This window comes from Flavobacterium cryoconiti, assembly GCF_048158645.1.
GTDB lineage: Bacteria > Bacteroidota > Bacteroidia > Flavobacteriales > Flavobacteriaceae > Flavobacterium > Flavobacterium cryoconiti.
The window spans coordinates 159,805-178,812 of record NZ_JBLNKW010000008.1; the positions used below are offsets into that span (position 1 = coordinate 159,805).

A 19,008-nucleotide genomic window follows, 5' to 3' on the forward strand; every position below is an offset into this window, starting at 1 on the left:
CGATATTTTATGATTTCACACCAAGATTCAATGCATATTCTTTTAGCTGACGATGACGAAGATGATCGTGCATTTTTTAGTGAAGCTATACAGGAGCTTAAAATGAATAATAAGTTGACTCTATTTAAAGATGGTAAGGATCTAATGGATTATTTAGTACATCCTGATATTAGGTTGCCCCATGTTTTATTTCTTGATTTAAATATGCCAGGAAAAACAGGTATAGACTGTTTGAAAGAAATAAGAGCAAATATTCGTTTTAAAGATGTTTCTATTGCCATATATTCTACTTCTTCATCAGAAAAAGATATTGAAGATACATTTATAGAGGGCGCTAATATTTATATCAAAAAGCCAAACGATTTTTCAATGTTGAAAAAAGTAATTAAGGAAGTGGTAAATATGAATTGGCAATTTCATACCTCAGGTTTAAATATAGAAACTTTTTTCTTCAGCATATAAAAGAGGGTAAATGAAAATTCTAGGACTATATAAAAACGCTCAAGTGTTTAAAATAGCTTTAGCTATTGCAATTGTTGTGGTTTGCTATATAGCCTCAGTGTTTTATTCCCAAATGAAAAATCTTGACTCAACGGTTGAGTTAATTGCAAATTCAAATGAGACTCAACTTGAGCTAGAAAAACTTTTATCGGTAATCAGTAGTTACGAAACGAGTTTGCGAAGTTATATTATCACAAAAGATGAATCGTATATAGCAAACCGGTTTTTGAGCAGAGGTAAAATTGAAGAAAACTTAGAGAATTTAAAAAAGTTGACTTCGAAGAATCCTGCCAGAAATAAGGATATTGAACGACTTAAAAAAATCATTGATTATAGATTTAAGCTGTTCCGACAAACATTAATTATTGCTAAAAGTAAAAATTCAGGTCCATTATACTTAAACGCTAAGTTGCTTGAAAGTAGTGAAGTTACTGACATGATGAAATCTTTTGTCACTAAAATAATATTTTCAGAAAGTGCAAAAACAAAATTTCAAAATGACAGCCATCAATTTGAATTGCGTGACTCTATAATAACTGCTTTTTTACTAGTTCTCCTTTCTCTTTTAATATTGTTGTTATCATTCAATAAAATGAATGTGGATATTGATGAACTCAAAAAAGCAAATGATAAATTAAAACTGCTTAACGAGTCCTATAATACTGCTGAAATGACTGCTGGTTTTGGGCATTGGATGGTTAATCTGGAAACAAATACGTATACTTTTTCAGATAATTTGTTTCGTCTTATGGGGGTTGAACCCAATGCTTTTGAACCCAATATAAAAAATACAATTAAATATATTCATCCGGATGATTTAGATTATGTAACGAAAGTGCATAAAGATTCTTTGATTAATCACCAGTCTACTTCGATGATATTTAGATTTTTAACTCCAAATGGAGATGTTAAATATATTTTGGGTGTAGGGAGTTTTACTAATGATGGAAATGGAAATTTAATTAAAATAGGTGTGAATTGTGACATTACAAACCAATACAAAAAAACACTTGAATTAGAGGAAAATAATAAAGAGCTTAAATATATCAATAAAGAACTTGAAGCTTTCAACAATATAGTGAGTCATGATTTGCAGGAACCGCTTCGTAAGATTCAAATGTTTATTTCCAGGTTAGAAGAAAAAGAATTGGATTTGCTAACCCAACAAGGAAAAGAATATTTTTCTAAAATTCGGGTTGCGGCTAATAGAATGCAGACCTTATTAATAGATTTAGTCGATTATTCCAGAACAATAAAAGGAGATAAGGTTTTTGTAGAAACAGATTTAAACAAAGTGGTAGATGAAACGCTTCAAGATTTATCCTCTACTATTGAAGAGAAAAAAGCTACTATTCAAACGGGAAATTTACCTTCAATTAAAGTAATACCGTTTCAGATGAAACAACTTTTTATAAACTTAATTTCCAATTCTCTTAAATACAGTAAAGACGATGTACCGCCTCAAATAAGTATCGTTTCTAAAGAAATTACTGAAAAAGAAGTAATAGATTATAAAATTGCGAATGCAGCGGATTATTATAAAATTGTCGTAGAAGATAACGGAATTGGTTTCAAACAGGAGTATGCCGAAAAAATATTTCTTTTGTTCAAACGTTTAGAAACGGATCCTAAATACTCAGGAACTGGACTTGGTCTGGCTATTTGCAATAGAATTGTAGAGAACCACAAAGGTTTCATAAAAGTAAAAGGAGAACCTGGAGTAGGGGCTACATTCTATGTATTTATTCCTAAAGGGGATTTGCTTTAATTTCAATAAATAAATTACAATGATTACAATAAAAGAAGCTTCAATTGCAGACTTAAATACAATTCAAGAGATTGCTTATAAATCTTGGCCTGATACTTATGGCGAAATACTTTCGCAGGAACAAATCGATTTCATGCTTAATTTATGGTATACATCAGATGTTTTGATTGATAACATGACTAATAAAGGACATTTCTTTTTATTGGCTTTTGATGGAGCTGTCTGCCTTGGATTTGCTTCATACGAACACAATTACTTAAACAAAAATGTAACCCGTCTGCACAAAATTTATTTACTTCCTGAAGCACAAGGTAAAGGAGCAGGGAAATTATTGATTGATACCATCGAAAATTTGGCAAAAGAAAATCATTCTGTTGCTATTTCCTTAAATGTAAATAAATTTAATAAAGCATTTACTTTTTATCAAAAAATAGGTTTTGAAATCGTTGATGAATATGATACCGAAATTGGGAACGGCTATTTGATGGAAGATTATATTATGCAAAAAGGCTTGTAATTTATTGCTGGATTTTCTCTTACAAAAAACGCTTTTTTATTACATAATTAAGTACCTGTGATTTAATATTAAAATGTATATTATCGTACATTTGATTGAAAGAATTTATAGTAACTTATAATGTTAAATAAAAAATTAAATGAGTTTTAAATCAATATCATTATTTTATTTATTGCTTTTTGCCATTCTATCCTGTTCAAAAAAAGAGAATCAAGAAACAAAACCCACTTTGGGTGATGTAACGGAAAGTGTTTATGCTTCAGGTGTTATTAAAGCTGATGGTCAATATACCGTTTTTTCTACAGTTAACGGAACCTTGCAAAAAGTAAATGTAGTTGCAGGTCAATCCATAATTAAAGGTCAATCATTATTTGAACTGGAAAGTGATAAAGCGGAATTGAATACTGAAAATGCCCGATTAGCGTATCAATTAAGCGAGCAAAGTAACCATTACATTCAAGATAAAATTTCCGAAATGGAAATGAAAGTCGAGTCTTCCAAAGACAAATTAACTTTAGACGAATCAATTTATAACAGGAACAAGAACATTAAAAATCAAGGTGGAATTTCAGAAGTTGATTTTGAAAGAGTAGCATTAACTTTTAAAAGTTCTAAAATCAATTATGAATCAGCCAAAAAACAATTGGGCCAACTCAAAGCACAATTAGAAAACGACCAAAATCGCAATCGCATTAATCTTAAAATCAATCAAAAGTCCCAAAGTGATTTTAGTGTTAAAAGTGCCTTTTCAGGGGAATTATTCGATGTGTTGGTGAAAGAAGGAAGTTTGATTACTCCGCAAACTCCTTTGGCAATCATAGGTAAAGCCGATTCTTTTTTATTGGAATTAGAAGTAGATGAAAATGACATGGTACACGTTACGCTGGGGCAAAAAGTGCTGGTGACGATGGACAGTTATAAAGGTCAGGTTTTTGACGCAGTTGTCGATAAAATTTATCCTATCATGGATGAGCGTTCCCGTACTTTTAAAATCGAAGCTCATTTTATAAAACCGCCTGATAAATTATATCCTAACCTTACCGCTGAAGCGAATATTATAATTCAGGTTAAGAAAAATACAATCACGATACCTAAGTCTTATTTAATTCAAAACAAATATGTTTTGGTGAATAAAGATGAAAAACGAGAAGTAAAAATAGGTTTGAGTGATTATCAGAAAGTGGAGATTCTAAAAGGATTAAAAGCGGAAGAAACAATTTATATGCCTAAATAATGAACTTCAAATTAATTTTAAATATTGCGCTACATTTGCTTCGAGCCAGACTAAAACAAACTATTGTTGCGGCCGTTGGAGTAACTTTTGGTATCGCCATGTTTATTTCTTTGGTTAGTTTTATGCATGGTTTAAATGATTTATTGGATGGATTAATGCTCAATAGAACTCCTCATGTTCTTTTGTATAACGAAATTAAACCTTCTGAAAATCAACCTGTTTCATTAGCTAAGGATTATAAAAATAACGTCAATTTTATTCATTCTATAAAACCAAAAGACAGAGGAAAATCTATTTACAATGGTAAAACGATTATTAAAGTTTTAAAAGAAGATTCACGTATTATTGATGTCGCGCCAAAAGTTACAACTCCAGTTTTTTTTAATTCTGGAACCATTGAAATTTCAGGAATAGTTAACGGTATTGATGTTTTGCCGGAAGAAAAATTATTTAAAATCAGCGATTATATCATAGAAGGGAAAGTAGCTGATTTGCTTCAGAATAACAGTATTATCATAGGAAAAGGATTGGCAGATAAAATGTTGCTTTCTAAAGGAGATATTATTAAAATCACTACTTCCAAAGGAAATTTGGCCTCTTTGAAAATTGTTGGAATCTCTGAAATTGGTATTGCTGAAATTGATAATACGATGAGTTATACGTCATTGGCCACAGCCCAAAAAATCTTAGGAGAACCCACAAATTATATTACTGATATTCAAATTAAACTTTTTGATATGGCTTCGGCTCCTGCTGTTGCAAAAGAGTTTAGGGACAAGTTTAACTTGGATACCATCGATTACCAAACAGCAAATTCACAGTTTGAAACAGGAAGTACAATACGGAGTATTATTTCCTATGCAGTAGGCGTTGTGTTGCTTATTGTGGCTGGTTTTGGGATTTATAATATCCTAAATATGATGATTTATGAAAAAATGGATAGTATAGCAATTCTAAAAGCGACAGGTTTTTCAGGGAATGATGTCAAATGGATTTTTGTTTCACTTTCTATTATTATTGGACTTGCCGGGGGATTATTTGGATTGTTATTTGGTTATATTTTATCCTCCATTATAGATGTAATTCCATTTGAAACCGCTGCGTTACCCACAATAAAAACCTATCCCATAAATTACAATCCCTTATTTTATGTTATCGGAATTACTTTTGCATTATTTACCACTACAATTGCGGGACTTTTTCCTGCTTTGAAAGCCAGTAAAGTTGATCCAGTAGAAATAATCAGAGGAAAATAACGATGGAGAATAATAAAGTTTTAGAGGCTGTTGGTTTGAGTAAATATTTTTATGACCCTGTAAAATTTCAGGTCTTAAAAGAAATTAACATGAGTATTAATCATGGTGAGTTTGTTTCAATCGTGGGAAAATCGGGTTGCGGAAAATCGACCTTGTTGTATTTGCTTTCTACGATGGATACGGATTATGACGGTAAAATATTTATTCATAATGAACTTGTTACTGGAAAAACCGACAAAGAACTGGCATTAATACGAAATGAGAAGATAGGTTTTGTATTTCAGTTTCATTATTTGCTTGCGGAATATAATGTCTTGAAAAATGTCATGCTTCCAGGAATGAAATTGGGTAAATATTCCAATCAGGAAATCGAACATCGAGCGATGAAACATTTGAAAACATTGGACATGGAAGACCAAGCCTTAAAAATGCCAAATCAATTAAGCGGAGGACAAAAACAACGTGTGGCTATAGCCAGGGCTTTGATAAATGATCCACTGATTATTATGGGTGATGAGCCTACAGGAAATTTAGACAAGAAAAATAGCGACTTGGTTTTTGATATTTTTAATAAATTGACCCAAGAACAAAATCAGACTTTATTGGTTGTTACGCACGATACTGATTTTGCTGAACGGACTAATAGAATCATTACCATGGAAGATGGGAAAGTAATTTCGTAACTAATTATTTAACAATAATTTCGTGTTTGTAAAGCAATCCTTTTATACCTTCTAAAGAAAAAACAGCTTTCTTTAATTTTGTCTTGGTTGGGTCAATAGCGTAGTTATAACTTGTTTTAAAATTCGCTTTATTAGCAATTGCTTTTGCAAATTCAGAACGGTATAAATCGCAATTTTCAAATAGGACTTCGGTTAAATCTGTGGCCATAAAATCTACTGCAATTAAACTACAATTGGTAAAGGATGTTCCTTTGATTTTTAAGGTATAAAACTTGGAGAAATCCAAAATACAATCATTAAAAGTAATTTCGAAAATTAATTTGTCGGACATGGCAAAATTTACTTCTTTGATTTCGCAGCGATTGAAAGTCACGGTTCTAAAGGCGACATAATTTATTCTAGCATTACTAAAAGTACAATCGTTGAAGGTACAGTCAATAAAGGTTACTGCCAGAAATATACATTGGGAGAAATTACAATTCGTAAAAGTACAACACTCAAATTCCTTAAAATTGACTTCTTCTTCGCTATAAATGATGTTGTTGTATTCAATATCTAGAAAATATTCTGGCATTTACGGGGTTTAAATTCAAGTTTAAGGCGATTATTTTGCGCAACAAAGAAACAAAATTCTATAGCTATACAATTCAGAATTTGGAATAATTATTTTTAAAATTTTAAACTCTGTTGAAATCTCCTTTCCAATTAATAATTCCTTTTTTAATTGTTGTTCCCGAAAGATTTTCATTCAACGTTCTTTCCATAAGCGCGGGAAGTTCTTCATCTGGTGCAAATCGCAAGGCAAACAATTGGTCGTCATTTAGTTGGTATTCAAAATCCTCCAATCTTTTTCCTGTAATAGAAAAATAGCGGTACCGAAGCTCTAAACGTACGATTCGGTTTTGCAAAGTCAATGCATAATGTTGGCGCAACATGAAAGCCAGACAAAACAGAACAACAAAAATACCACTGATAAAAGCCCAAATCAGTTTGTCTTCGGAGGTGCAACTAAAATAAACACTGAAGGTCAGAAATATCATTATTATAGGATAATAAACAAAATGATGAGGCAGATAATACCGAACATGATTTTTATAAGATTGTGGTTCCATGATTTTCTTTTAAAGTTTTTTAAAGATAGTCAAAACAACTTATTTGGAAGAAAGTAGAAGCAACATTGTAAAAAGGTTATAAAAGTAAAATCCTAAACATTTTAGGTGTTTAGGGTTTATTGTGACCTTGACGGGACAATTTTCGAACCTTTTTTTAGCTGATTTAAAAAATTGAGTAGAGTTGACTATTGAAGTAGGAATGTTATGTTGTAAATTATTATGATTCGAATATTACTAAAGCATATGCAACGAATAAATTTTGGTGAATCTAATAAGAACTCAATAATGGTTTAGGTTTTTTACGCAATCTCTGTACAAATAGGTTATCTCTGACAAGAAAGAGCAAGTTGAAAAGTGCCTCATCTGTCACACATCCTTCAGAGGAGCTTTTTACGGAATAGTAACACCACTCTGTGCTTGTGCCGGAGGTCTCATCCATCTTCTTCGAGGTATTTTCATCTTTATAGAGAATAAAACAGCAACAATAACGTTCTTAAAAGCAAAACTATATTATGGGCTTATTTGATTTTATGATAGTGGAAATAGCTATGGATTTAGGGACGGCAAATACTTTAATAATTTATGACGGAAAAATAGTAGTGGATAGTCCTTCTATGGTAGCCAGGGATATTAGAAATGGGAAAATTATTGCGGTAGGTAAAGAGGCCAGTTTAATGCAGGGTAAGACACATGAGAATATTAAAACAATTCGGCCACTTAAAGATGGAGTTATTGCAGATTTTGATGCCTCAGAGAAAATGATCAGCTGGTTTATAAAGAATATACCTGAAATAAAGAAAAATTTCTTTACTCCCGCACTGCGAATGGTTGTATGTATTCCCAGTGGTATTACCGAGGTAGAAATGAGAGCCGTAAAGGAGTCTTGTGAGCGGGTAAACGGGAAAGAAGTGTATTTAATTCATGAGCCTATGGCTGCCGCTATTGGAATTGGTTTAGATGTGATGGAGCCCAAGGGAAATCTCATCGTTGATATTGGCGGGGGGACTACGGAAATTGCAGTTATTGCCCTTGGAGGAATAGTTTGTGACAAATCCATAAAAATTGCTGGGGATGTTTTTACCAATGATATATTGTTTCATATGAGAACGCAGCATAATTTGTATGTTGGAGATGCTTCTGCCGAGAGAATAAAAATTGATGTTGGTGCTGCAATGGAAGAACTTGAGGAAGCTCCTGATGACATAACGGTTCGTGGAAGGGATTTGCTTACGGGGAAACCTAAGGAGGTCAGGATTACCTTTAGGGAAATTGCAAGAGCTTTGGATAAATCAATACAGAGAATTGAAGACGCGATTATGGTAACGCTTTCATTGACACCACCAGAACTGGCTGCTGACATTTATAATACGGGTTTGTATCTCGCAGGGGGAGGGGCAATGCTACGCGGTCTTGATAAAAGGATTTCGTTGAAGACGGATTTGCCAGTCTTTATTGCAGAAGATCCTTTAAGAGCCGTGGTTAGAGGTACTGGTACTGTCTTAAAAAACATACCTAAATATAGAAGTGTACTGATAAAATAAGTTCGTTATTGCATCCGTACAATTGGGTTTTGCATCTGATCTAACAAAAAGGTTGTTGAATATACTGAAAAAGACAAAAAAAATCCCATTTCGATAGAAATGGGATTTTAATTTTGTGACCTTGACTGGATTCAAACCAGTAACCTCTTGAGCCGTAATCAAGTGCGCTATTCAGTTGCGCCACAAGGCCTTTTTTGCTATTTAAGGGCTTATTAAAGCGCCTTATTGCGGGTGCAAATATAGGTATAATTGTGTAATTTGCAAGTCTAAATTTATAAAAAAATAAAAAAATATGCCACTTAAGAATTACATACGTGATATTCAGGGTTTTCCAAAAGAAGGAATTTTGTTTAAAGACATTACTCCCTTGCTAATTGACCCCGAAGCAAGGAATAAATGCCTTGAAATATTGGTTTCAACACTTAAAGATAAAAAAATTGACAAGGTAATAGGAGTGGAGAGTCGGGGATTTTTCTTTGGGATGCTTATTGCACAAGAATTAAATGTTGGTTTTATTCCGGTTCGAAAACCTAATAAGTTGCCTTACGAAACCATTTCAGCTACTTATGATTTAGAATATGGAACGGATACTTTAGAAATTCATATCGATGCAATTCAAAAAGGAGATCGGATTCTAATTCACGATGATGTTTTGGCAACTGGAGGAACGGCTAAAGCAGTTTGTGAGTTAGTAGAAAGATTGGGTGGTGAAATTGTACAATGTAATTTCCTTATGGAACTGGCTTTTCTTAATGGAAGAGCAAAAATTAAAGGGAATGCCATTTTTGCAGCGATTACGTATTAATCCAAAGCGCGGGTTGTTACATAATATCGATACCCAATAATTGCCATTTGCCATTTCTTGGCTTTAGCCAAATCTAATCGCTGTTTGGTGAAACTTGGAAGAATGACTTTATTGATTTGGGCTAAGATTTTAAACATAGATGATTTTTTTCAAAGATATAAAAAAGACGGTCTTGATGAGTGACCGTCTTTTTAATGATTTTCAGAAAGATAAAATTAATTATTACGTTTTTCCATGGCATCTCTGTACTTTTCCATGGCATCTTCGTATTTAGCCATTTCTTTTTCAAATATTTGTTCGCGTTTAGCCATTACTTCTTCCACTTCTTTTTCATAAGCACTCATGTCTGGCTCGAAAGATTCCATCTTTTTTTCGAATTCTTTCATTTTTTTCTCAAATTCAGCCATTGCTTTTTTATCTTTCATATTCGATGGATGAGCAGGTGGTGCAGGTAGTTTTGACATATCAATAGGAGGAGCTACAGGCATTGGTCCGTCAGGAAATTTTGGAGGTGTTGGCGGAGCTGGAATATTGGTATCATTGAAAGTTTGAGTATTAGTTTTAGTAGTGATTCTAATTGTTTTTTCTTTTTTATTGACATCCATTTTGTCAATTGTATTTTGGTCTAATTGTAACAATTCATTTTTATCTGCTTTTTCGCCATTGATATAAATGTCATTTTCAGTAATTGTTTTGTGGAATTTTTTTGTAACTATTCTGATTTCTTGTTGGTTATTTTTTTTATTTACATCCATGCGTTCAATTTCATTAGGATCTAATTTATCCATATCATTTTGACTTACTTTTTCTCCATTAATGAAAATTTCTTTGTCAATAGAAAGCGTTTTATCTGATGATGAGGCTATTCTGTCATTTTTAATTTTCGCATCAATTTCAGCATCAGTGATATCAATTTTTCCTCCTTCATGCTTGATATAAATATCTTTGATTGCATTCGAGCTATGTTGTTTGTAAGTACCATTACCATATAAATTTCCATTGTAATTTACTGTTATTCCTGTGATTTCACTACTTGAATTACGCTCTATTTCAGAGAATATTAAATCGCAATTAAATTCTTTTTTGAAAAATTCGGCTTTCTTTTTTAATTCTTCATCTGAAAAATTCTTGTTAATCGTTGTCACGACATCCCGTGCACTTTTTGACACATTCTCATTTGTTTTTTCCTGCGCAATGGTTTTGATTTGGAATAAGAATACAAACGCGACTAATAATGGAAGCACTAAAGCATACTTCCAGGAATTCCATTTTTTTGATTGATTTTTGTTTAACATAACGATTCGTTTTTTGATTAATGATTGATAAAAATGATTGGTGATGGCAACACAATTTTCGTATGTTGTTATTTTTAAAAGCGTGATTTGATAGGCTTTTTTGTCGGATATTTTCTTTGTGGCTTCACTGTCTGCAATGAATTCAAGGTTTTGTAAAATTGCTTTTTTGTACCACCAAATGAATGGATTGAACCAAAATACAATACAAAACAATCTCGAAATCAATACATCAATGGTATGATTTTGTTCGCTGTGTACTTTTTCATGCTCCAAAATATTTTCTAATTCGGAAGCGGTGTATAAAGCCGAATTGTAAACGATGGTATTGAAATAGGAAAATGGAGCTACATTTTCTTTAGTATCTATAAATTTAAAATCAGCTTGTTGCTGAATGGATTTTCCTTTTAGAACAGCATTCAAACTATAAAAATCAAAGGCAAATTTGCCTAGTAAAAGCAATGTTCCAATTCCGTAAGCAAGAGTTGTAATTATTGGTAAATAATCTTCAAATGTTTTTTCTTCCGTATAATTCGTCATGGGCATATTTGACCAATTTATAGGAGTTGCAGCCGGTTCTACCCAGATTATTTTTGTGATAAAAACAAATGGTAAAAGAACTGAAGTGATTAATCCAGCCAATAAAAACCAACGATTACTGTTGAAAAAGGTTTCTTTTCGCAGCATTAAAAAATAGGCTAAATAAAATAGGACGATTAATCCGCTGGATTTGATGAGATAAATAAACAGTGCTTCCATACGCTATGTATTATATTTTATTCTAGTTTATTACTTTTTTTTGGCTGCTACAAACGGCTCTTAATAAAGAATTATTTCTTTTCTTCTTCTTCTTGATTCTCAATCATGGTTAGAATCTCCCGTAATTCGGCAGCAGAAATTTTCTCTTCTTTAGCAAAAAAGGAAACCATGTTTTTATACGAGCTATTAAAGTAATTGTCGATTGCCGTATTCATAAAACGTTTTCTATATTCTTCTAAACTAACGATAGGGTAGTATTGATGGGTATTCCCAAAAGCATTATGAGAAACAAACCCTTTTTCTTCCAGATTACGCACAATAGTGGATAGCGTGTTGTAATGAGGTTGTTCTTCAGTAATTTCGGCCATGACTTCTTTTACAAAAGCTTTTTTGAGCCTCCATATAATGTGCATGATTTCTTCTTCTTTATTGGTTAACTTTTGCATGATTTTTTTATTTGAATCAAACGTACAACTATATTTTTAGTTACACAACTATAAATATAGTTATTTAACTAATTTTTTAGTTTTTAAATTATTTTGACTTGTTTATCAAGTTCTTTTGGAAAGATAAAATCACTGATTTTCAGGGGAATTGTTTTGAAAATGAGTTTGCGTGAGGGATAAAAGCTAGCTACCAAAGTAGCGCGTATAGCCCGACCGCCTTGATAAAAGGGGCAGTTTAACCATCTAGTTAGTTTGCCCCTTTTATCAAGGCGGTCACGCCCAAAGTATTAAAATAGGATTATTTATGTTCTATTTGAACGAGTTTTTGCAGCCAAACACAACCTAAAACGGAAAGAACGCCTAAGCTGCCCATGAAAAACCAATTAGTCTGGTAACCAAAATGGGCTATGAGTTCCAGTCCAGTCTTGGAACTCGCAATATGCGCTAAACTAAAACTCATGGTAAACAACGCCATGTAACGTCCTTCATGCCCTTTTGGAGCCCGACTTAGTGCAAAAGAATTGGAGAAAGGAAAGATGAACATTTCCCCAAAAGTGATTATAATGATACTGATTACTAATATTCCCGCCCAAGTGTTGATCAAAAGCAGATAAAAACTAATAGACATGAGTACGCAGCCCCAAAGGATAATTTTGAGTTTTTCAATGCCTTTTCTTTGGCTGAAACTGACAATGGGCATTTCCAAAAAGAAAATTAATAATCCGTTCAGGGATAATAAAAGTCCACTTTGAAATTCCGTAAGTCCAAATTTCTCATTGTGGTACAAGGGTAAAGTGGTGAAAAGTTGGAAAAATAACATAGCTGTGGCAAAACATACAAACAGGAATATCCAAAATATTTTGTCTTTAAAAACTGAAGCAGGTATTTCGGTTTCACTATTAATAGTGTTTAAATCAGCGGGTTTTTTGCGTTCTTTTACCAATAATGCAAAAATCAAAATGGAAACAATACAAGAGCTTCCATCTACCCAAAAAAGTCCGCTATATCCCAAATTCATGATGATTAAACCTCCTAAAGCGGGTCCGGCAGTAAACCCTAAATTTACCGCTAGTCGTACTAAAGTCAATGCTCTGGTACGATTTTCTGGTTTGGCATACGTGCCAAGGGAAACGAACATGGCGGGGCGAAACATATCGGCCACGGTCATAATAACAAACATTCCAATACACAATCCCCAAAAAGTACGGATGTATTGGACTAAGAATAATAAGATTCCACTGGTAAATAAACTGAAAACCATGATTTTATAAAACCCAATTTTATCAGATAATTTGCCACCCAGCCAGGAACCTAACATGGATCCAAAACCAAAAGCGACCATAATCCATCCTACTTGTGCGTAGGAGAACTGTAAATCTTCTTTCAAATATTTAGATAGAAAAGGCAAAACCATCGTCCCAGCGCGATTGATAAAAGTTATCAAAGTAAGAATCCATACTTCTCTTGTGAATCCTCTAAAATTGTTAATGTAGCGTTGGAAAGCGGTTTGGAGCATATATAAAGTTATAATTTTGTAAAGGTAGAAAACTTTGTAGCGATGCGTCTTTGTAGCATTGTAACTTTTAAACTATTTTTGCTTAAAATTATAAAAATGAGAACACTATTCGCTTTGGTTTTTTTAGCGCAGTTTAATTTTGGCTTTGGCCAAGAAAAATTTGATGTTTCGGCTGTTGCCAAATTTCAAAAGGATTTAAATACAGAATATGCGGATGTTAAAACGAGTCCTTTGACAACCGAAGATTTGGCAGTATTTAAAGCGTTAGATTTTTACCCGGCTAATGAAAAGTTTTTTGTGATTGCTAAATTTGTAAGAACAAAAAAAGAAAAACCATTTGAGATGAAAACCTCGACGGACAGAAAACCTTTGTATGTGAAATATGGAGAAGTCTTTTTTACGCTTGATGGAAAAGAATTAAAATTGAATGTGTACAGGAATATTGAACTTTCGAAAAAAGCATCCTATAAAGACTATTTGTTTTTGCCCTTTTCTGATTTGACTTCGGGGAATGAAAGTTATATAGGTGGAAAATATATTGATTTGAGAATCCCAAAAGGGGATACAATTGTAATCGATTTTAATACTTCTTACAATCCGTATTGCGCTTATAGTCATAAATATTCCTGTCCAAAAGTACCTTTAGAAAACGATTTGAATATCGAAATAAAAGCTGGTGTTAAAAAATTTCATGACTAATGGAGTTCTTTAATTTGCATACCCATAAATTCACCAATGAACCTGGATTATTGGAATTAGTCAATCAATATCCATGGGAATTTGATGCTGCGATTCCATTTTATTCTATTGGAGTTCATCCCTGGTTTATTGTTGAAGAGCGTCTTGAATCTGATTTTGCGATAATCGAGCGCCAATTGGAAGAACCAGGTTGCCTTGCTATTGGAGAATGCGGACTGGACAAACGAATTGAAGTTCCAATGGAATTGCAACAATTGGTTTTCGAAAAACAGTTGCTTTTGGCACAGAAATATAAGAAACCAGTAGTGATTCATTGTGTTGCCGCTTTTCAGGAATTGATTGAGATTACAAAAAAATTAAATATTACTGTTCCAATACTAATTCATGGGTTTTCCAAAAGTGAACAGTTAGCGAAACAGTTATTGGAAAATGGATTTTATATTTCGTTTGGAAAATATTTATTGCTAAATCCCGAGCTGAAAACGGTTTTTAAAAGCATGCCCAATGATCGATTTTTCTTGGAAACGGATACTGCGGAAGAAAGTTTGGCAACCGTTTATGCTTTGGCAGCAAAATACAAAGGAATTTCGGTAGAAGAAATTCAGGAAATAGTGAATAGTAATTTTAATACTATTTTTAAACAAATAAACAGATAACCAAATTAACGAATAAACTTTTATTATGGCAGAGTGGACAGAAAGAGCCGAACTTTTATTTAAAAAAGAAGGTTTAAATAAATTACAAAATGCAAATGTACTAGTCGTAGGACTTGGTGGTGTGGGCTCCTTTGCAGCCGAATTTTTGGCGAGAGCAGGAGTGGGGAAAATGACAATTGTAGATGGTGATGTAGTTGATATTACCAATATAAACAGACAATTGCCAGCTTTGCATTCTTCTGTGGGACAACCAAAAGTTACGGTTGTTGGTGACCGATTAATGGATATTAATCCAGAATTGAAATTGACCCGCGTGCAGGAGTTTCTTTCGCCAGAGCGCGCTTTCGAAATTGTTTCGGAGGAATTTGATTATGTATTGGATTGTATTGACAGTGTGACTCCAAAACTGAATCTGATTATTGCAGCCAAAAGAAAAAGAGTAAAAATCATCAGCAGTATGGGTGCTGGCGGTAAAATGGAAGCTTCTAAAGTAAAAGTGACGGATATTACAAATACCGTGAATTGTTTCTTTGCAAAAACAATCAGAAGACGATTGAAAGAAGTGAAAATTGATAAATTGAAAGTGGTCTTTTCTTCTGAGATTCAAGATGAGTCCAGTTTAAAAATGACCGACGGTTCTAATTTTAAAAAATCGTTTTACGGAACGAACAGTTATATGCCAGGATTATTTGGATTATATGCTGCGGAAACCGTGATTCGGTATTTACTTAAAAAAGAGTAGTTAGTTTTCAGGTAGCAGATAACAGAAAGCAGATTTAAAAAAAACTAAAAAAAAATGATACAAACAGTAATTTTCGACATGGATGGTGTAATTGTCGATACAGAACCAGTACACCGTTATGCTTATTTCAAACAATTTGATGAATTGAACATTGCTGTCACGGAAGACTTGTATACATCATTTACAGGAAATTCCACTCGAAATATATTTCAGAAATTGAAAGAAAAATTCCACTTGGAGCATGATGTTGAAGATTTAATTTTGAGAAAAAGATCTATTTTCAATGATGCTTTTGATAGCAAAGAAGATTTAGAGTTATTAGAAGGTGTTGAAAAATTAATCAAAGAATTACACGAAAACGGAATCCAATTAATTTTAGCTTCCTCAGCTTCGAAAGTAACTATCGAGCGTGTTTTTCGCCGCTTTAAGCTACATGAATATTTCACCCATGTTGTGAGTGGAGAAGACTTTCCAAAATCAAAACCACATCCTGCCATTTTTGAGCATGCTGCTAGTTTATCGATTGCTCCAAAAGAAAACTGCATCGTGATTGAAGACAGCACTAACGGAATTAAAGCTTCAAAAGCTGCGGGTATTTTTTGTGTTGGTTACAATAGTATTCATTCAAAAGATCAAGATTTATCGGAAGCTGATGTAGTAATCAATCATTTCAATGAATTAGGTTTTGATGAAGTAAAAAACATTGATTCCAAATTAAGGAATAATTAACATTTAAGAATACCTGAATTTGTAAATTTGGAAAACATAAAACCAATACTATGAAAAATATTCTAATTGCATTTGCTATTATTATTGCAAATTTTACGATTGAGGCTCAAGTGAAAACGCCACAAGCCAGTCCAAGAGCTACAATCAGCCAAACAGTAGGTTTGACAGATGTAGAAATTAATTATTCAAGACCGAGTGCCAGAGGAAGAGCAGTTTTTGGTGATTTGGTTCCTTTTGGGAAAGTATGGAGAACCGGAGCAAATGAAAATACAACGATATCATTTAGTGATGATGTGATTATTGATGGCAAGACTTTGAAAAAAGGAAAATATGCTTTGTATACTAATCCTAAAATTGAAAGTTGGGATATAATTTTTTATAAAACTACTGATAATTGGGGAAATCCAGCGGAATGGAACGAGGCTAATGTGGTCCTTAAAGCTACTGTTAAACCAGAAACGTTATCCAAAAAGGTAGAAACATTCACTTTAGGAATAAGTAATTTAGATAATAATTTTGCTTTTTTAGAATTGTATTGGGAGAATTCTTATGCGGCTTTAAAATTTGAAGTTCCTACTCAAAAAACGGCTACTGCTAACATAGAAAAAGCATTAGCGGGTCCAACAGCCGGAGATTATTTTTCTGCAGCACAATTTTTATTTCAATCCAATGGTGATATTGCAAAAGCAAGAACTTATGTTGATAAAGCTTTAGATATGAATCAAGATAAACCATTCTATTATTACCGTTTAAAATCCTTGATTCAAGCCAAACAAGGGGATAAAAAAGGAGCTATTGAAACAGCTAAATTATCATTAGCTGCAGCAGAAGTTGCTAAAAATCAAGATTATGTAAAAATGAATAAGGAAAGCATAGCAGAGTGGAGTAAAAAATAGATTTTCACTTTCTTTAATAAAAAAATCCCGTCTTGATTATTTCAAGACGGGATTTTTTTATTTGAATTAATTAATAATTAATTCTTTTTGCTTTCTGAAAATGGTCCATTGTAAGAGCAAAGAAATCACAATTGTTAACATTGCACCAATGAAGTTAAGCCATAAATACCCCAGTTTTTCTTCACCACTTGGGTAAATATAAATAGCGAAATAATAGATTATAAAAATGGTTAATTGACTAAAAATTGCACTACTAAAAATGGCTTTGGCATGAACTTGTTTGATATAAAAACCAACCAAGAAAATCCCTAAAACGGTGCCGTAAAATATGGAACCAATGATATTTACCAATTGAATTAAATTTTCGAATAATGTTCCAATACAAGCAAAAAGAATAGCAATAATTCCCCAAACCAGTGTGAAAAACTTCGTGGCATTGAGATAATGCTTTTCTGATTTTTCTTCCTTTAGATTGCGTTTGTAAATGTCTATTGCTGTAGTCGATGCTAATGCATTCAGTCCGGAAGCATTAGATGACATGGCTGCGGAAATAATCACGGCAAGTAATAAACCAATAAGTCCTTTGGGTAAATAATTAAGGATAAAATGAAAAAACACATAATCTTTATCGTTGGTTTCACTATGAATATCAGCTTTTAGGATAATTTCTTTGGCGCGGTCTCTCAAATCTTTTTCTTTATTAGATAAGGCTACTAATTCTTTTCGAAGAATCGGGTTATCATAATCTTGATTCAGCTGATCGATATACAATAAATTAATCACTTTTTTATCTTCGGATAGTGCATCCAGTTTTTTTTCTAAAACATGATATTCGCCTTTGTATTGGGATTTCTCAACAATTATTTTATTGTTTGGATTAAAATTCAAAGGGACTGGATTGAATTGGAAAAAAACAAAAACCATAACTCCGGTAAGCAAAATAAAAAATTGCATGGGTACTTTTAATAACCCGTTCATAATTAATCCCATTTGGCTTTCTCGAACTGATTTTCCTGATAAATAACGTCCTACCTGAGATTGATCGGTACCAAAATAGGCTAATGCCAAGAAAAAACCTCCAGTTATTCCACTCCAAAATGTGTATTTTTCCTCAGGATCAGTTGAAAAACTAACAATATTCATTTTATCATTTGCACCAGCAATATGCATAGCATTACTAAAAGTCATATCATTTGGCAAATAATGTAAAATCAGAAAAAAGGTGATTAACATTCCGGACATAATCACAAACATTTGCTGTTTTTGAGTTACGTTTACAGCTTTCGTCCCACCAGAAAAGGTATATATGATTACCAATAAACCAATAATAATATTCATTATGGTAAGGTTCCAACCCAATATTGCGGACAAAATGATAGCTGGTGCATAAATGGTTAAACCAGTTCCCAAACCTCTTTGAAATAAGAAAAGTATTGCGGCAAGCGAGCGGGTTTTTAAATCAAATCGTTTTTCGAGGTATTCATAAGCAGTATAGACTTTGTATTTGTGGTATATTGGGATAAATGTGACACAAATAACCACCATGGCAATAGGCAATCCAAAGTAGAACTGTACAAATCCCATTCCGTCATGATACGCTTGCCCTGGTGTTGAAAGAAAAGTAATCGCGCTGGCTTGTGTAGCCATTACCGAAAGACCAACCACATACCAAGGCGTTTCATTACCGCCCAGAATAAAGTCTTCTACATTTTTACTCCCTTTTGTTTTCCAAGCGCCATAAATTACAATAAATAGTAAAGTGACTATAAGTACAATCCAATCAAATAGTTGCATAGTTTAAGAGTATATTTCCATTATTAGATAAAAAATCAAAATATAGATAACATTGGCTACGA

Annotated in this window: 20 protein-coding genes and 1 tRNA gene; 13 read left to right on the forward strand and 8 right to left on the reverse strand. The window is 32.9% G+C overall.

The features are described 5' to 3' along the window. Nucleotides 1–9: 9 nt before the first annotated feature. The 6 genes from ACM55H_RS12865 to ACM55H_RS12890 all read left to right on the forward strand — a co-directional run bounded on the left by ACM55H_RS12865 (nt 10) and on the right by ACM55H_RS12890 (nt 5,959). Complete coding sequence (locus ACM55H_RS12865) at nt 10–462, forward strand: response regulator (protein WP_416836865.1); 453 nt, start codon at nt 10–12, stop codon at nt 460–462. Between the two features lie 10 nt (nt 463–472). Continuing rightward, the gene (locus ACM55H_RS12870) at nt 473–2,269 is read left to right on the forward strand and encodes an ATP-binding protein (protein WP_416836866.1); all 1,797 of its coding nucleotides are present in this window, start codon (nt 473–475) and stop codon (nt 2,267–2,269) included. 19 nt (nt 2,270–2,288) lie between these two features. Continuing rightward, on the forward strand, nt 2,289–2,786 hold the full coding sequence (locus ACM55H_RS12875; RefSeq protein ID WP_416836867.1) for a GNAT family N-acetyltransferase: 498 nt from the start codon (nt 2,289–2,291) through the stop codon (nt 2,784–2,786). Nucleotides 2,787–2,925: 139 nt separating this feature from the next. Beyond that, nucleotides 2,926–4,020 carry an efflux RND transporter periplasmic adaptor subunit gene (locus tag ACM55H_RS12880; RefSeq protein ID WP_416836868.1) on the forward strand — a complete coding sequence of 365 codons (1,095 nt, stop codon included), beginning with the start codon at nt 2,926–2,928 and terminating at the stop codon, nt 4,018–4,020. Next, nucleotides 4,020–5,276 (forward strand): ABC transporter permease, encoded by a 1,257-nt coding sequence (locus tag ACM55H_RS12885; protein ID WP_416836869.1) that lies wholly within the window; start codon nt 4,020–4,022, stop codon nt 5,274–5,276. Before ACM55H_RS12880 ends, ACM55H_RS12885 begins: the two co-directional genes overlap by 1 nt. A gap of 2 nt (nt 5,277–5,278) precedes the next feature. Then, on the forward strand, nt 5,279–5,959 hold the full coding sequence (locus ACM55H_RS12890; RefSeq protein ID WP_416836870.1) for an ABC transporter ATP-binding protein: 681 nt from the start codon (nt 5,279–5,281) through the stop codon (nt 5,957–5,959). A gap of 4 nt (nt 5,960–5,963) precedes the next feature. Here ACM55H_RS12890 and ACM55H_RS12895 read toward each other — a convergent pair whose 3' ends face one another. Together ACM55H_RS12895 and ACM55H_RS12900 are read right to left on the reverse strand one after the other, a co-directional pair. After that, a complete protein-coding gene (locus ACM55H_RS12895) occupies nt 5,964–6,533 on the reverse strand; it encodes a pentapeptide repeat-containing protein (RefSeq protein ID WP_416836871.1) in 570 nt (189 codons plus the stop codon). Nucleotides 6,534–6,636: 103 nt separating this feature from the next. Further along, complete coding sequence (locus ACM55H_RS12900) at nt 6,637–7,071, reverse strand: DUF6526 family protein (protein WP_416836872.1); 435 nt, start codon at nt 7,069–7,071, stop codon at nt 6,637–6,639. Nucleotides 7,072–7,583: 512 nt separating this feature from the next. On the opposite strand from ACM55H_RS12900, the gene ACM55H_RS12905 reads away from it, so the two are divergent. Continuing rightward, on the forward strand, nt 7,584–8,612 hold the full coding sequence (locus ACM55H_RS12905; protein WP_416836873.1) for a rod shape-determining protein: 1,029 nt from the start codon (nt 7,584–7,586) through the stop codon (nt 8,610–8,612). Between the two features lie 116 nt (nt 8,613–8,728). Here ACM55H_RS12905 and ACM55H_RS12910 read toward each other — a convergent pair. Further along, a tRNA-Arg gene (locus ACM55H_RS12910) sits at nt 8,729–8,802 on the reverse strand. A gap of 102 nt (nt 8,803–8,904) precedes the next feature. Between ACM55H_RS12910 and ACM55H_RS12915 the strand changes: the two genes are divergently transcribed. Further along, on the forward strand, nt 8,905–9,417 hold the full coding sequence (locus ACM55H_RS12915; RefSeq protein WP_416836874.1) for an adenine phosphoribosyltransferase: 513 nt from the start codon (nt 8,905–8,907) through the stop codon (nt 9,415–9,417). Here ACM55H_RS12915 and ACM55H_RS12920 read toward each other — a convergent pair. From ACM55H_RS12920 to ACM55H_RS12935, 4 genes are all read right to left on the reverse strand, one after another. Further along, nucleotides 9,414–9,554 (reverse strand): SsrA-binding protein, encoded by a 141-nt coding sequence (locus ACM55H_RS12920; protein ID WP_416836875.1) that lies wholly within the window; start codon nt 9,552–9,554, stop codon nt 9,414–9,416. The genes ACM55H_RS12915 and ACM55H_RS12920 overlap by 4 nt on opposite strands. Nucleotides 9,555–9,632: 78 nt before the next feature. Next, complete coding sequence (locus ACM55H_RS12925) at nt 9,633–11,468, reverse strand: M56 family metallopeptidase (RefSeq protein WP_416836876.1); 1,836 nt, start codon at nt 11,466–11,468, stop codon at nt 9,633–9,635. 71 nt (nt 11,469–11,539) lie between these two features. Further along, nucleotides 11,540–11,914 carry a BlaI/MecI/CopY family transcriptional regulator gene (locus ACM55H_RS12930; protein ID WP_416836877.1) on the reverse strand — a complete coding sequence of 125 codons (375 nt, stop codon included), beginning with the start codon at nt 11,912–11,914 and terminating at the stop codon, nt 11,540–11,542. 298 nt (nt 11,915–12,212) lie between these two features. After that, on the reverse strand, nt 12,213–13,430 hold the full coding sequence (locus tag ACM55H_RS12935; protein ID WP_416836878.1) for an MFS transporter: 1,218 nt from the start codon (nt 13,428–13,430) through the stop codon (nt 12,213–12,215). Between the two features lie 96 nt (nt 13,431–13,526). On the opposite strand from ACM55H_RS12935, the gene ACM55H_RS12940 reads away from it, so the two are divergent. From ACM55H_RS12940 to ACM55H_RS12960, 5 genes are read left to right on the forward strand one after another with little or no spacing between them, the layout of a single operon-like run. Further along, a complete protein-coding gene (locus tag ACM55H_RS12940; RefSeq protein WP_416836879.1) occupies nt 13,527–14,129 on the forward strand; it encodes a DUF1684 domain-containing protein in 603 nt (200 codons plus the stop codon). After that, nucleotides 14,129–14,785, forward strand: a complete 657-nt coding sequence (locus tag ACM55H_RS12945; RefSeq protein WP_416836880.1) for a TatD family hydrolase — start codon at nt 14,129–14,131, stop codon at nt 14,783–14,785. The genes ACM55H_RS12940 and ACM55H_RS12945 overlap by 1 nt, the downstream gene beginning before the upstream one ends. 25 nt (nt 14,786–14,810) lie before the next feature. Continuing rightward, complete coding sequence (locus ACM55H_RS12950) at nt 14,811–15,527, forward strand: tRNA threonylcarbamoyladenosine dehydratase (RefSeq protein ID WP_416836881.1); 717 nt, start codon at nt 14,811–14,813, stop codon at nt 15,525–15,527. 54 nt (nt 15,528–15,581) lie between these two features. Then, nucleotides 15,582–16,256 carry an HAD family hydrolase gene (locus tag ACM55H_RS12955; protein WP_416836882.1) on the forward strand — a complete coding sequence of 225 codons (675 nt, stop codon included), beginning with the start codon at nt 15,582–15,584 and terminating at the stop codon, nt 16,254–16,256. Between the two features lie 50 nt (nt 16,257–16,306). Then, nucleotides 16,307–17,152 (forward strand): DUF2911 domain-containing protein, encoded by an 846-nt coding sequence (locus ACM55H_RS12960; protein WP_416836883.1) that lies wholly within the window; start codon nt 16,307–16,309, stop codon nt 17,150–17,152. A 66-nt stretch (nt 17,153–17,218) separates the two neighbouring features. On the opposite strand, the gene ACM55H_RS12965 is transcribed toward ACM55H_RS12960, so the two are convergent. Beyond that, entirely contained in the window at nt 17,219–18,946 is a 1,728-nt protein-coding gene (locus ACM55H_RS12965) for a sodium:solute symporter family transporter (protein ID WP_416836884.1), read from the reverse strand. Nucleotides 18,947–19,008 lie beyond the last annotated feature (62 nt).